This is a genomic window from Mesorhizobium sp. B2-4-7 (genome assembly GCF_006442685.1).
Lineage (GTDB): Bacteria > Pseudomonadota > Alphaproteobacteria > Rhizobiales > Rhizobiaceae > Mesorhizobium.
In genome coordinates, this window is sequence record NZ_VFVH01000001.1 from 202,567 (window position 1) to 215,889 (window position 13,323).

The window sequence follows — 13,323 nt, forward strand, 5'->3', positions numbered from 1 at the left end:
TCTACCGCAGCCTGGGAATGACGGCCACTGGATGATAGGCGTGCCTGTCAAGAAACGCGGCGAGCCTTGCGGGATCCGGTTGCGATGCATCGCCATAGTCGCGGGCATGAATGCCGCCTGAGACATAGAGAACGTCGAAACCGTTGTCGGCGGCGCCCTTGATATCGGTCAGCATGCCGTCGCCGATGGCCAGCACCTGGCGGCGCTCGACCGGCCGGCCAAGGATCTCCGCCACCTCCCTCATCGCCACATCATAGACGGGCGCATAAGGCTTTCCGGCTATCAGCGTGCGACCGCCGAGCTGCGCGTAGTCGCGTGCCAGGGCGCCGGCGCACCAGATGATGCGTTCGCCGCGCTCGACCATGATATCCGGGTTGGCGCAGATGAAAGGCAGGTTCCTGGTGCGCAACCGCCGCAGCAGCTCCGCATAATCTTCGGGCTTCTCCACTTCGTCATCGAACAGGCCGGTGCAGACGACGCCGGATGCCTCGAACTCCTCGACGAGATCGACGTCGAGCCCGTCATAGAGGGTCAAGTCTCGCTCGGCGCCGACATGGAAGATCTTTCGCGGGCCTTCCACGATCAGGTCGCGGGTCACGTCGCCCGAGGTGACCACGCGGTCGTAGGCCGATGGGGGAACGCCGATGACGTTCATCTGGGCCACGACGTCGGTGCTGCGGCGCGGCGAATTGGTGATCAGGACGACGGGAATGCCGGCCGTACGGGCTGCCGTCAGCGCCGACGCAGCCGCGGGAAAATGCCTTTCGCCATTGTGCACCACGCCCCAGACATCGCAGAGAATGGCCGAATAGTTCTTCGACACGTCTTCGAGCGAACCGATGATGTCAGGCGAGGCCGCCATGCCGTATCCTTCAGTCATGATCGTTGCGGTGCCGCAGCCGACGGTTCGCCGCAGCCGGTTGGAATTATCCGAACCGGCCCAGCCTGTCACCAGCTTTCGCCCGCCTGTACCGGCATCCACCACCGTTCACTGGTTGGTTAACGAGCTTTGAAAATGCATCCTGACCTTGGATATATTCCAGAAACCTGAAATTTAACGATTTATGACACCGTCCCCACTGACTATCGATTTGGCGGGGCAGCTGTGACAATGATCCGAAGATTCGGACGCGACCGGCGTGGCAATTATGCGCTGATGACCGTGCTCGCCATGGTGCCGCTGATGGGCGCCGTGGCTATCGCCGTCGACTATACGGAAATGGTGGGCCAAAGGCAAAACGCCTTGAATGCCTTGGACGCGGCCGGCTTCGCCACGGCCCAGCAGATCGTTGCCGGCGCCAGCGACGCCGACGCCGTGGCCTATGCCAAGAATTTCTTCGAAGCCAATCTCGCGCATATCGATCCGGCCAACACCACGCTGGCCGTGACGCTGCCCAACAACAACACAGGCGGCGGGACGCTGAAGCTCTGCGCGACCTTGGTCTACAAGCCCTATTTCGAGCCGACGGCTAAACTACTGCTGGGCGGCAGCGCCGGCAGCACCGATATCGGCTTCAGCACCTGCTCCGAAGTGCGCCTGAAGAACACGCTGGAAGTGTCGCTGGTGCTTGATAATTCCGGTTCAATGAAGGAGCTCGGCAAAGGCTCGAACAAGGTGCGGTTCGACCTTCTCAAGAGCGCCGCCAAGCAGTTGGTCGACCAGTTGGCCGGCCAGGCCCAGCAGATGAGACAGGTCACCAAGCCGGTCCAGTTCAGCCTCGTTCCCTTTGCCGCCTCGGTGAATGTCGGTGCGGGCAACGCTTCGGCGGCGTGGATGGACACGACCGGCATATCGCCTATCCATCATGAGAATTTCGACTGGACGACCATGAGTTCGTCCTTTTCGTCCACCAAATACGCGCAGAAGATTGCCGGCATCTGGTACGCGAAAGGCACCGGCTGGGACGCGAGCCAGAAAGACCAGCCGCTGACCCGGTTCTCGATCTACAAACAGATGAAACGCATTTCAGCGTGCAGTCTCAAGAATGGGGACGGTACTTGTGCATCGAACGCGACCTTCACCTATGCGCCGGTCGCGAGTTGGGGTGGCTGCGTCGAGTCGCGCCCATATCCATACAATATCCAGGACACAGCTGCATCGACAACACTGCCTGCAACGCTTTTCGTGCCGATGTTCGCGCCCGACGAAACCGACCGCGTCGATAGCTCTTCAAGGCCAGCCAATAACAATTGGGATGTCGACGCCCCAGTGAGTTCAGGCGCGTCCGACGCCGCACGCCAGCGCTACATGCCAAAATATTTCGACTGGGTGAACAAGGTCACGCCGGCCTACGGCATGGACGCCGGGCCGAACACAAGCTGCAGCACGACGGCAATCACGCCACTAACCGATGTTTCCACGACAGCCGGCGCAACTTTGATCAAAAACGCCATCGATGCCATGGCCGACGACGGCGCCACCAACGTGCCGGAAGGCATGGCCTGGGGCTGGCGGACCCTTTCCAGCACGGCACCCTTCACCGAGGGCCGGCCCGAAACGGAAAGAGGCAACGACAAGGTGCTGATCGTGCTGACCGACGGCGCCAACACCTACTACACGCCGACCTCGGTGACGGCGCAGACCTACTCTGGAACCAATTGGAGTTCTGGCGGTAACGACCTGGCTGGCAGCAAGGCGATCTATTCGGCTCTCGGTTACGTCGTCCCCTACAGCAACGGCTACAGCTATGGCCGCATGTTCTTGGGGACCAGCGCCAATGTCGCGAAGGACGATTATTCCAACGCCAACTACACCAAAGCGATGAACGAGCATTTCACCGCCCTGTGTAACAACGCCAAGGCCGCCGGGGTCATGGTCATGACCATCGCGCTTGATCTGGACGCCACCAAGACAGCGGAGAAAACGCAGATGGATGCGCTGAAGGCCTGTTCTTCGGATTCCCGCTTCAGCAAGGACAAGACCGATCCGAGCAAGCCGATGAAGCTGTTCTGGAATTCGACGGGCGCAACGCTGTCCGACGATTTCAAGGCGATCGGCAACGAGCTGTCCAACCTGCGCATCGTCAGCTGATCCGACGAATTCCACGTCGACGCCCTGCATCCGGCGGGGTGTCGTTTTTTGGAGGCACCGGGGGGCCGCTCCAGATTGGTTAGTGCTTGGTGAAGCGCGAACCAAGCAATCGAGCGGTTTCCCAAACCCGTCCTTCAGCGTTTTGTGGAAAGCTGGCGTCGAACGAGAATCCGCCGGCGGGGGCCGCTGCAAGACATGCGTGAAATCTGGCGTCAATTCCGCCGCGACAGGCGCGGCAACTATGCTCTCGTGACGGCCTTCGCGATGGTCCCGCTGATGGGCGGGCTGGCGCTCGCGGTCGACTTCACGGAAATGAACCGCGAAAAGCAGACGGTGTTGAACGCGCTCGACGCCGCCAACTTCGCCACGGCGCGCCGCGTGACGGAAGGCGCCACCGACGACCAGCTGAGGGCCTATGCGCTCGACTTCTTCAATGCCAATCTGAACGATGTCGATCCCGCCAACACGACGCTCAACCTCACTTTGCCCAGCAACGCCGCTGGCGGCGGAACAATGAAGCTTTGCGGCACCTTGACCTATAATCCTTACTTCCTGCCGACGGCGAAGATACTGCTCGGCGGCACCGGCGCCACCAATATCGGCTTCACCGCGTGCTCGGAGGTGCGGCTGAAGAACACGCTCGAAGTAGCGCTGGTGCTCGACAATTCCGGATCGATGGTCACGCCCGGAACCGGCTCGGGGCAGAAGCGCATCGATCTCCTCAAGACCGCGGCGAAGCAGTTGGTCGACACGCTTGCCCAACAGGCCGCGATGATCAAGCAGGTCGACAAGCCGGTGCAGTTCGGCCTCGTACCCTTTGCCGCCTCGGTCAATGTCGGTCCTGGCAATGGCAATGCGTCCTGGATGGACACCGAGGGCCTGTCACCGGTGTCGAACGAGAATTTCGACTGGTCGACGCTGAACGCCGCCAACAAATACGCCCAGCAGACCAACGGCATCTGGTACAAACGCGGCACCGGCTGGGGCGACGAGGAAGGCCAGATGCTGACCCGGTTTTCGCTCTACCGCGACATGAAGGTCGTCACCAGCCATGAGCGTGTTAAAAACAGCAAGCACGTTGTTTGTGCTGAATACAACTGGAACAATACCTGCAAGCGCAGTTACGACGCATACGACTATGTCGATTCCTACGGTCCGTTCGCCAGTTGGCAAGGCTGTGTCGAAGCCCGGCCCTACCCCTACAATGTCAACGACGCCCCGCCGTCCGGCGGCTCGGCCAACACCGGAATAGGCGTGGGCGATCCGGCGACGATGTTCGTGCCGATGTTCGCCCCGGATGAACCCGGCAATCACTGGAAGATCACCCAGGATCCCAACGAAGCCGCGCCAAAGACCTACGGCGCCATCAACAGCTGGTGGAACGACGATCCTTCGAGCAGCAGCGGCCAAGCCCGGCTGCGCAACATGACCAAGTATTTCCAGCCGCGGCCGATCGATGCACCGGTATTGCCCGCAGGCAACGGCCCGAACTACAGTTGCACTACCAACCCGATCACGCCGCTGACCGACGTCAGCGTCGCCGATGGGCTCGCTACGATCAAAGCCGCGATCGACCTGATGCAGCCGGATGGCGGCACCAATGTTCCCGAGGGCATGGGCTGGGGCTGGCGGGTGGTCTCGAGCGGCGAGCCGTTCACGCAGGGGCGCCCGGAAACAGAAAAAGGCAACGACAAGGTGGTGATCGTGCTGACCGACGGCGCCAACACCTATTACACGCCTTCCTCGCTCAGTTATTCCGACCCCGCCGATTCGAAGTCGACCTACGCGTCCTACGGCTATCTCAAGCCCGGCTATGCCGGCACCTCGGTCGGGCGCCTGTTCATGGGTACATCGAGCGCCATCGGCCAGTTCGACTATTCGAACGGCAATTACACCAGCGCGCTCAACGAGCAGATGACGACGCTTTGCAACAACGCCAAGGCGGCCGACATCATGGTGATGACGGTGGCTCTCGACCTGTCCACGACCAAGACCACCGACAAGAACGCCATCGATGCGCTGAAATCATGCTCGTCGGACTCGCGCTTCCGCAAGGACCCGGCGGATCCGAGCAAACCCGCCAAGCTGTTCTGGAATGCGACGGGCGCCAGCCTGTCCAACGATTTCAAGGAAATCGGCAACGAATTGTCGAACCTGCGCGTGGTCGGTTAACTGGACTCTGGCGCAACGCCTGACGCCGCCAAGCCCTTGTGGGCGCCTGCCGCAACAGGCACATAATGCCGCACGCTGGATCGCATCCATCGCGGCACGCCTGGGGACGAACAATGCCCGATACCGCCAACCACCTCGCCTTCGCGCTGGTCTGCCTGGGCATGGTGCTGACGCCGGGTCCAAACATGATCTACCTGATCTCGCGCTCCCTGTCGCAAGGGCCGAAGGCCGGCCTGATCTCGCTTGGCGGGGTCGCCGTAGGTTTTCTCTTCTATGTGCTGTCGGCGGCATTCGGCATCACGGCGCTGCTGCTGGCCGTACCCTTCGCCTATGACGCGCTGCGCTTTGCCGGCGTGCTCTATCTCCTGTGGCTGGCCTGGCAGGCCGTGAAGCCGGGCGGACGCTCGCCATTCCAGGTGCGCGACCTGCCGAAAGACAGGCCGCGCAAGCTGTTCGCCATGGGCCTGATGACCAATCTGCTCAATCCGAAGGTGGCGGTGCTCTATTTGTCGCTGCTGCCGCAATTCATCAGCATTGGCAAAGGCCATGTCCTGTCTCAGCTTCTTGTGCTCGGCGCGACGCAGATTTCGATCAGCCTGACCGTGAATGCCATCATCGCGGTGACGGCCGGCTCGATCGCCGCGTTTCTCGCCGGGCGGCCTTTGTGGCTGGTCATCCAGCGCTGGATGATGGGAGGGGTGCTGACGGCGCTGGCGCTGAAGATGGCGACCGACGCACAGCGCTGAGGGCGGCGGTCCCGGCGTTGGTCTACATCGGCCGCCTTGTCTGCTGGGTCCGCTCCGGTTCCACCACCTTGCGGTAGAGGTGCCAGGTGGCATGGCCAAGGATAGGCATAACGACCGCGAGCCCGGCAAACAGCGGGATCGAACCGATCACCAGCAGCACCGCGACCGTCAGGCCCCAAAGAGCCATCTGCAGCGGATTTGCCATCACCGCCCGGGCCGAGGTTTCTAGGGCCGAAACGGCGCCGACGTCACGGTCGAGCAGCAGCGGGAAGGCGACGACAGTGGTGGCCAACACGATCACGGCGAAAACGAAGCCGGCGGCGTTGCCGAGAAGGATCAACGTCCAGCCCTTGCTGGTCGTCAGCACGTCGCCGACAAAGGCGCCGATCGAAGCCGGCGGCTGGTCGCCGAACAGGCTGGTGTAGATCGACTGCGCGGTGAACAGCCACAACAGGAACAGCACGAAAAGCATGATGCCGATGACCGCGATCGAAGGCACCGCCGGCGAGTGGCGGACATCGAGGGCATGCCGCCAGTTGGTGTTCATGCCGAGCTCGCGCCGGCGGCTGATCTCGTAGAGGCCGAGCGCGGCGAAAGGGCCGACAAGGGCGAAACCCGACATCAAGGGATAGACGAGCTGAATGGCGTTGGAGCCAGACGTCCACTGCGTCAGGATCAGGCCGACGATCGGATAGATCAAGCACAGGAAAACGTAGTGAGACGGTTTTGCCCAGAAATCCTCGGCACCGAGCCGCAGCGCATCCCAGAGGTCCGATGTGGTGATGTGGCGCACCGTGGGCTGCACATGCATACCACGCGCGTCCGCCATGACATGAAAGCTAGCCATAAGCTTCCTCCCGTTGTCGGGGGCGGTCACCACCGTGATGGCCGCCCGTAGCTGCCACTAGTAGATGTAACAGCATACCCGATTTGCCAGGGGCTGTCGCCAAATCGATGGTTCCGGACAGGCTATCACGGGATTGTCATCGCTGCCCGGCAGAAGCCGCGCGATCTTCGGCATCGGATTTCCCGGACGATGGGCCATTCGAAGCTGGATGGCCAAACGCAACGTTTGAAGACTACGCGGTGCGATCAGCGAAGGCCAAGGCATCAATTTCCTCGACAGTTTCTTCGGCTTGCCCGTCAAAAGCCATGATCGCGACTATGCAGGTAGGAATGAACACTGTCATCGACCTCCCTCCAGAACCGTGCCGGACAAGGCGCTCCTTGCTGATCGGCCTTGCGGCCATTGCCGGGCTTGCCGCCTGCACCACCGTTTCCGTGCCCACCGGTGAGGGCGCAGGTGTCTCTTCCTCCGCCACGGCCACCCTGGCCAACTTGCGCGCTGCGGCCGGGCGGACTCCGCTGACCGCGGACACCCAGCTCGAACAGGCGGCGTTGCAGCAGGCCGGCTACATGGCGTCGCGGACGCGCATGAGTCACACCACCGGCTGGGGCAAGGATTTCGCCTCGCGCATGAAGGACAATGGTGTGCACGGCGCTGCGGCCGAGAACATCGCCGAAGGCCGCTTCGACCAGCAGAAACTGTTCGATATCTGGATGCATTCGACCGGCCACCGGCGCAACATACTCGACCCGGACTTCAGTCGTTTCGGGCTTGCCTATGTCCGCGACGGCCGCGACCCCGGCCTCCGCTACTGGGCCCTGGTGCTCGGAAGGTAGCAAAGCCATCGCCGGCAGCGGCATCGCCGGCAGCGGACAGCCGTCGGCGAATATCAGTCCATATGTGCCGCCGGCGCGCCGCCAGCCGGCGCCGTCTTCGGCTTGCGCAGCAGGATCACGAACGGAATGGCGGCCAGCGTCATTATCATCAGGATTTTGAAGTCGTTGACGTAAGAGATCATCATCGCCTGGATGTTCACCATCCTGTCGACCTGGGACAATGCCATCTGGTCGCCGCCGGCCGCCGCCGGCGAAACCGCCCACAGGTTGGGGTTGAACGGATTGATAAAGGTGGAAAGCTCGGCGTGATTTATCTGTGTGTTGCGCACCATGAGCACCGTCACGACCGATACGCCGATGGACGAGCCGAGGTTGCGCACAAGGCTGAACAAAGCCGTGGCATCGGTGCGGAAGCGTACGTCAAGCGTGGCGAAGGCCACCGTCGACAGCGGCACGAATACCATTCCCATTCCCAGGCCCTGGATGATGCCTGAAGTGATGATCAGCCAGTTGTCCATCTGGGGCGAGAAGCCGGCCATCGTGTAGAGCGACTGCGCGGTCAGGAGGAAGCCGATGACGACGAGGATTCTGGCGTCGACCTTGCTCATGAGCCGGCCGACGACGAGCATCGAGATCATCGTCCCCACGCCGCGCGGCCCGATCACGATGCCGATGGTGATGGTCGGATAGCCGAAGATGGTCGACAGCATCGGCGGCAGCAGCGACATGCTCGCCAGGATGAGCACGCCCATGACGAAGATGAACGCCAGCCCGGTCACGAAATTGCGGTCGAGGAAGATCTTGGGGTCGATGAAGGGATGCTCTGCCGTCATCGTGTGGATGATGAACACCCAGAAGCCGGTTATCGAAAGGCCAAGCTCGATCCAGATCTCGACCGACGAGAACCAGTCGACCTCGCCACCACGATCGAGCAGCAGCTGCAGAGCGCCGACGCCGAGCGATATCATGGCGAAGCCGAAGAAATCGAAGCTTCGCACCCGCCGCGCAATGGCCGGCAGATAAGCGGCCATGCCGAGGAAGGCGACGATGCCGACCGGCAGGTTGATGAAAAACACCCAGCGCCAGCTGAAATTCTCGGTCAGCCAGCCACCAAGCGTGGGACCCAGAATCGGCCCCAGCATGATGCCGGCGCCCCAGATGGCCATTGCCTGGCCGTGGCGTTCCTTCGGGTTGATGTCGAGCAGGAAGGTCTGCGACAGGGGCACGATCGCGGCGCCGAACACGCCTTGCATGAGCCGGAACAACACAATGGTTTCAAGGCTCCAGGCCAGGCCGCACAGCATCGAGAAGATGGTGAAGCCGACCACCGCCGTCAGGAACAGTTCCTTGCGGCCGAAACGGTCCGCAAGCCAGCCGGTGACCGGCGTCATGATCGCCGCCGCCACGATGTAGGAGGTCAGCACCCAGTTGATGTTGTCGGGCGAGGCGCCGAGATCGCCGGTCATGGTCGGCAGCGCGACGTTGGCGATCGTGGTGTCGAGCGCCTGCATGATCGTCGCCAGCATGAGCGCAACCGTGATCAGGCCACGATGCGGCACTTCTTTGAAAGGTTCTGGCGTGCTCATGATGCGGAACTTCCAGCCGGTAACAAAAACGTGTACACAGGGTTTCCGGGCGGCAAAGCCTTCCGTTGAGAGACCCTCATCGCGGTGGGACGCGATTATCGATGTGGGGGTTACATCGACCGAAAGTCTCGATTGAGCGGATGCCTGCCGCCCGGAAACATGAGGACCGACGGGTCCGTGTCGAAGATTTCAGCTTTCAATCAAGCCGCGATGCGGTTTGCCCCGAAGGCTGACCCTTTAACTCCTCCCATCAGACCAATCCCCCTGCTCAGTGCGTCCACCCGCATGATCCCCGCGGGCTTCCGCTGATTTACTTCGCGACCTCGCCAGCCGTGGCGTGGCCGAAAATGCCAGGCAGGCCGCGCGCCACGCCCGTGTCGACGGTAACGGCCGCGCTCATGCCTGTGCGCAGCATCATCTTGGCGTCGGGATCGCTCAGCTCCAGACGGACCGGAATACGCTGGGTGACCTTGACCCAGTTGCCGGTAGCGTTCTGGGCGGGCAGCAGCGAGAAGTCCGCACCGGTGCCGGCGCCGATGGCCTTGACGGTCGCTTCGAAGGTCCTGCCCGGATAGGTGTCGACCACGATTTCGGCCTTCTGGCCCGGCTTCATATTGGTCAGCTGCGTTTCCTTGAAATTGGCGTCGATCCAGGTATCGCCGGTCTCGACCAGCGAAAACAGCGGCGTGCCGGAGCCGACATACTGGCCGACCTTGAAGGAAGCAGCCTGGTAGACGACGCCATCGGCGGGCGCCTTCACGGTGGTCTGCGCTAGGTCGTAGGCAGCCTTGTCGCGCGCGGCGAGCGCCGACATCACGGTCGGATGTTTGTCGGTCTCGATATCGGGATTGCCGCCAAGCGCCGCCTTGGCGCTGACGATACCCTGTTCGGCGACGGCAAGCTGCTGCTTTGCCTTGTCGAGATCGTTCCTGGCCTCATCGAGCGAAGACTTGGCGTTGATGCCTTTCTGGGCGAGATCGGCGGCACGGTCGTATTGCGACTGGGCATAGGCAACTTCGCTGCTGGCGGATTTCTCCTGCGCCATGGCCTGGCTGTAGGCGGCACGCAGCTGCTCGACGTTGAGCCGCGCCGCTGCCACCGCCGCGTCGGCCTGCGCAAGTGCGATCCGGTAAGGCTCGGGGTCAATGGCGAAGAGAAGATCGCCTTGCTTCACCCTCTGATTGTCCGAGATGGCGACCTGAACGATGCGGCCCGCCGTATCCGAGGCGATCGATACCTTGGCCTGCTGCAGGTTGGCGTTCTCCGTCTCCTGGTAGCGCCCCCCAGTGACCCAGACATAGCCGCCACCAATGACCAACGCCGCCGGCAGGGCGAACATCAACAAGAAGCGGCCGAGACGGCGCTTCTTCTTTGGCACCGGCGCCGGCTCTGCCGGAGGTGTCATTGTAACAGGGGCCGCGGCCGGCTGCTGCGGCGCTTCCATTTCCACTTTGGCGGCGTTTTCGTCGACCTTGGCTACCGCGTTCATGCTGCTGCGCCTTCCGTATTCTTGACCTTGTCGCAGGACGGTGAATCGCCATCCGCGAGATTCTGTGCCATCGCATCCAATGCCCTGATCAGGACGCGGCGATCGTCCGGCGAAACGCCGGTCAGCGACTCCTCATAGACTTCGCCGGCGAGGCTCTTGACCTCCGCATACGCGGCACTTGCCTTGGGAGTTGGGAAGATCATGCGCACGCGGCGGTCGGCGGCGTCGGAGCGGCGCTCGATCCAGCCGCCCTCCTCCATCCGGTCAACCAGCCGCGAGACGCTGATCGGCTCGATTTCAAGCAGTTCGGCAAGCCGCGCCTGCGAAACGCCCGCTTCCTTGGCGACGCGAACCATCAGGCGCCATTGCGCCGAGGACAGGCCAAGGCCGCTGGCGCGCGCTTCGAAGCGCTTTCGCATCAGCCTCTGCACGTCGTGGATCAAAAATCCCAATCTGTCTACGCCTTCGGAAACCATGAGTGGCATATATAATAAGCGTGCTTATCATTCAAGTCCGGCATTGTTCCAGAAGCCGGCAAACGTGCATGGCAGCCGTGCAGCACAATCATGGCTGCGTCCGATGATTTCGGCCGCCGCGACACCCATTACAAGCGGTTGCGGATCAGCATGGTGACAACGAAGAAGGCGCCGAGCGAGCTGGTGATGATGCCGATCGGCAGTTCCTGCGGCGGCAGCAATGTGCGCGCCAGAAGGTCGCTTGCCAGCAACAGCACCGCCCCGAACAGCGCGCAACTTACGATCAGGCGCAGATGCAGCGCGCCGGCCAGCGGCCGCGACAGATGCGGGATCATGAGGCCGACGAAGCCGATGACGCCAGCGACCGAAACCAGGATCGCGGTCGAAAAAGCGGCGACCAGAAACGTCGTCCGTCGCATTCGCGCCACCGGCACGCCAAGACTTTCGGCGGCATTTTCGCCGGCCAGGAAAGCGTCCAGCCGGCGATGATTCCACAGCCCGTACGCCGCAATCGTGCCGGCCCCAAGCGCACCCAGCCAGATATTGTCCCACCGCGCAAGGCCGAGCCCGCCCATCGTCCAGAACAGCACCGAATGGGCGGCGCGCTGGTCACCGGCAAAGACCAGGTAATTGGTCAATGCGGTGAACATGAAGGAGACCGCAAGTCCGGCGAGGATCAGCCGTTCGGGGCCTTGTCCCCTCACCCGCGCAACCAGCAAAAGCACAACGCAAGCCGCCAGAATACCGCCGGTGAACGCAGCGATCGGTAGCGTCCAGATCCCGAAACTGTCGCCGAAGACGGTGATGACGGAGACAGCGCCGGCGGCGGCTCCCGACGAGAGGCCGAACAGGAACGGATCGGCAAGATCGTTGCGCGTCACCGTCTGTAACAGCGCGCCGACCACGCCCAGGCCGCCGCCGACACAGATGGCCAGGATTATGCGCGGCAATCTGAGGTCGACGACGATCCTGCCGACCGGGCCGGACACGTCATGCCCCTTCAATCCGATCGCATGGCCAAGTGCTGCAACGACGTCGCCCAACGGAATCATCGTCGAGCCATAGGCGATCGACAGCAGCGCGAACGCGGCGATTGCCAACGCCGCCGCCGTCATGGCCAATAGGAATGCCTTGTGCCGCAAAGTCATGTTCCCGGTTAAAACGCTTCCGGATGCATCGCCCTGGCAATCTTGCCGATCGCGTCGATATTGGCCGGCCCGGGTGTCAGTTCGGCATAGCGAAGCGCCGCGAAGCGTTCGTTCCTGACCGCGTCCGTCTCCTTCATTGCCGGATGCGCTTTCAGGAAATCGAGCAGCTTCCGGTAGCCGCCGCCATCCTGATAGTCGAGCAGGATGAGGAATTGCGGATTGCGCGAGGCCACCGTCTCCCAATCCGTGTTGCCCCAGCTGGTGTCCATGTCGGCCATGATGTTGTCGCCGCCGGCCGCGGAAATCATGGCGTTGGGAATGGCGAACTTGCCTGATGTGAACGGCTTGTCCTCGCCGGAATCATAGAGGAACACGCGCGTTCCCCTGCGGGCGCCGACCTTGGCCGTGATTTCGGCGAGCTGCGCCTTCCAGCCGGAGACGAGCTTATCCGCTTCGGCCTCCTTGCCGAAGATCTTGCCCAGCTTCTCGACATCGCCATAGAGCAGGTCCATCGAAGCGGCGGGGCGGTTCTTGTCGAGATGGACGCAGCTTTCCGTCAGCACCAGGGTCTTGATGCCGTGTTGCGCCAGCGTATCGGGCGTCACCTCGCCGCCCGGCTTCATGCCGTAGTACCAACCGGCGAAGAAGAAGTCGGGCTCGACAGCGACCAGGTTTTCCAGCGTCGGATATTTGGGCGCCAGTTCCGGGATCGAGCCTTGCTCGGCCTTGAATTCGGGGCCGACCTTGTACCATCCGGTGATGCCGGTCAGGCCGACGATCGACGGCTGCAGCTTCAGGGCGAAGGCCATCTCGGCCATGTTGAGATCGTGAATGACAGCGCGCTTTGGAGGCGCGTCGAAGGTCAGCGACTTGCCGCAGCTGTCGACCGTCACCGGAAAGGCGAAGGCCGTAGAGGCCAGCAGGGAGAAGGCAAGAGATACGGCAAGGCGTTTCACGGATGTTGCTCCTTCGTTGCACGGGAATTGGATCTG

At 62.3% G+C, this 13,323-nt stretch carries 11 protein-coding genes; 4 read left to right on the forward strand and 7 right to left on the reverse strand.

What is annotated here, in order from left to right; all coding sequences use genetic code 11:
• Window position 1 precedes the first annotated feature (1 nt).
• Entirely contained in the window at window positions 2-862 is an 861-nt protein-coding gene (locus FJ946_RS01000; RefSeq protein WP_140565264.1) for a TIGR01459 family HAD-type hydrolase, read from the reverse strand.
• 249 nt (window positions 863-1,111) lie between these two features.
• Here FJ946_RS01000 and FJ946_RS01005 point away from each other — a divergent pair, with 249 nt between their 5' ends.
• The 3 genes from FJ946_RS01005 (at window position 1,112) to FJ946_RS01015 (ending at window position 5,949) form a co-directional block, all read left to right on the forward strand.
• Complete coding sequence (locus FJ946_RS01005; RefSeq protein ID WP_140565125.1) at window positions 1,112-3,031, forward strand: pilus assembly protein; 1,920 nt, start codon at window positions 1,112-1,114, stop codon at window positions 3,029-3,031.
• A gap of 195 nt (window positions 3,032-3,226) precedes the next feature.
• Entirely contained in the window at window positions 3,227-5,203 is a 1,977-nt protein-coding gene (locus FJ946_RS01010) for a TadE/TadG family type IV pilus assembly protein (protein ID WP_181167394.1), read from the forward strand.
• Between the two features lie 113 nt (window positions 5,204-5,316).
• Complete coding sequence (locus tag FJ946_RS01015) at window positions 5,317-5,949, forward strand: LysE family translocator (RefSeq protein ID WP_140565124.1); 633 nt, start codon at window positions 5,317-5,319, stop codon at window positions 5,947-5,949.
• Between the two features lie 22 nt (window positions 5,950-5,971).
• On the opposite strand, the gene FJ946_RS01020 is transcribed toward FJ946_RS01015, so the two are convergent.
• On the reverse strand, window positions 5,972-6,796 hold the full coding sequence (locus FJ946_RS01020; protein ID WP_140565122.1) for a DUF2189 domain-containing protein: 825 nt from the start codon (window positions 6,794-6,796) through the stop codon (window positions 5,972-5,974).
• A 329-nt stretch (window positions 6,797-7,125) separates the two neighbouring features.
• Here FJ946_RS01020 and FJ946_RS01025 point away from each other — a divergent pair, with 329 nt between their 5' ends.
• The gene (locus FJ946_RS01025; protein WP_140565120.1) at window positions 7,126-7,632 is read left to right on the forward strand and encodes a CAP domain-containing protein; all 507 of its coding nucleotides are present in this window, start codon (window positions 7,126-7,128) and stop codon (window positions 7,630-7,632) included.
• A gap of 53 nt (window positions 7,633-7,685) precedes the next feature.
• Here FJ946_RS01025 and FJ946_RS01030 read toward each other — a convergent pair whose 3' ends face one another.
• From FJ946_RS01030 to FJ946_RS01050, 5 genes are all read right to left on the reverse strand, one after another.
• Entirely contained in the window at window positions 7,686-9,218 is a 1,533-nt protein-coding gene (locus FJ946_RS01030) for a DHA2 family efflux MFS transporter permease subunit (protein ID WP_140494247.1), read from the reverse strand.
• Between the two features lie 310 nt (window positions 9,219-9,528).
• A complete protein-coding gene (locus FJ946_RS01035) occupies window positions 9,529-10,707 on the reverse strand; it encodes an HlyD family secretion protein (RefSeq protein ID WP_140565119.1) in 1,179 nt (392 codons plus the stop codon).
• The gene (locus FJ946_RS01040; RefSeq protein WP_140495025.1) at window positions 10,704-11,183 is read right to left on the reverse strand and encodes a MarR family winged helix-turn-helix transcriptional regulator; all 480 of its coding nucleotides are present in this window, start codon (window positions 11,181-11,183) and stop codon (window positions 10,704-10,706) included. Before FJ946_RS01040 ends, FJ946_RS01035 begins: the two co-directional genes overlap by 4 nt.
• A 128-nt stretch (window positions 11,184-11,311) precedes the next feature.
• Window positions 11,312-12,331 (reverse strand): iron ABC transporter permease, encoded by a 1,020-nt coding sequence (locus FJ946_RS01045; RefSeq protein ID WP_181165125.1) that lies wholly within the window; start codon window positions 12,329-12,331, stop codon window positions 11,312-11,314.
• Between the two features lie 8 nt (window positions 12,332-12,339).
• On the reverse strand, window positions 12,340-13,287 hold the full coding sequence (locus FJ946_RS01050; RefSeq protein ID WP_140565117.1) for an ABC transporter substrate-binding protein: 948 nt from the start codon (window positions 13,285-13,287) through the stop codon (window positions 12,340-12,342).
• Window positions 13,288-13,323: the final 36 nt, after the last annotated feature.

What these genes read in the sequence shown, in the direction of transcription:
- FJ946_RS01000 (WP_140565264.1), bottom strand. Translation starts at nt 862, where the DNA reads ATGGCGGCCTCGCCTGACATCATCGGTTCGCTCGAAGACGTGTCGAAG.
- FJ946_RS01005 (WP_140565125.1), top strand. Translation starts at nt 1,112, where the DNA reads ATGATCCGAAGATTCGGACGCGACCGGCGTGGCAATTATGCGCTGATG.
- FJ946_RS01010 (WP_181167394.1), top strand. Translation starts at nt 3,227, where the DNA reads ATGCGTGAAATCTGGCGTCAATTCCGCCGCGACAGGCGCGGCAACTAT.
- FJ946_RS01015 (WP_140565124.1), top strand. Translation starts at nt 5,317, where the DNA reads ATGCCCGATACCGCCAACCACCTCGCCTTCGCGCTGGTCTGCCTGGGC.
- FJ946_RS01020 (WP_140565122.1), bottom strand. Translation starts at nt 6,796, where the DNA reads ATGGCTAGCTTTCATGTCATGGCGGACGCGCGTGGTATGCATGTGCAG.
- FJ946_RS01025 (WP_140565120.1), top strand. Translation starts at nt 7,126, where the DNA reads ATGAACACTGTCATCGACCTCCCTCCAGAACCGTGCCGGACAAGGCGC.
- FJ946_RS01030 (WP_140494247.1), bottom strand. Translation starts at nt 9,218, where the DNA reads ATGAGCACGCCAGAACCTTTCAAAGAAGTGCCGCATCGTGGCCTGATC.
- FJ946_RS01035 (WP_140565119.1), bottom strand. Translation starts at nt 10,707, where the DNA reads ATGAACGCGGTAGCCAAGGTCGACGAAAACGCCGCCAAAGTGGAAATG.
- FJ946_RS01040 (WP_140495025.1), bottom strand. Translation starts at nt 11,183, where the DNA reads ATGGTTTCCGAAGGCGTAGACAGATTGGGATTTTTGATCCACGACGTG.
- FJ946_RS01045 (WP_181165125.1), bottom strand. Translation starts at nt 12,331, where the DNA reads ATGACTTTGCGGCACAAGGCATTCCTATTGGCCATGACGGCGGCGGCG.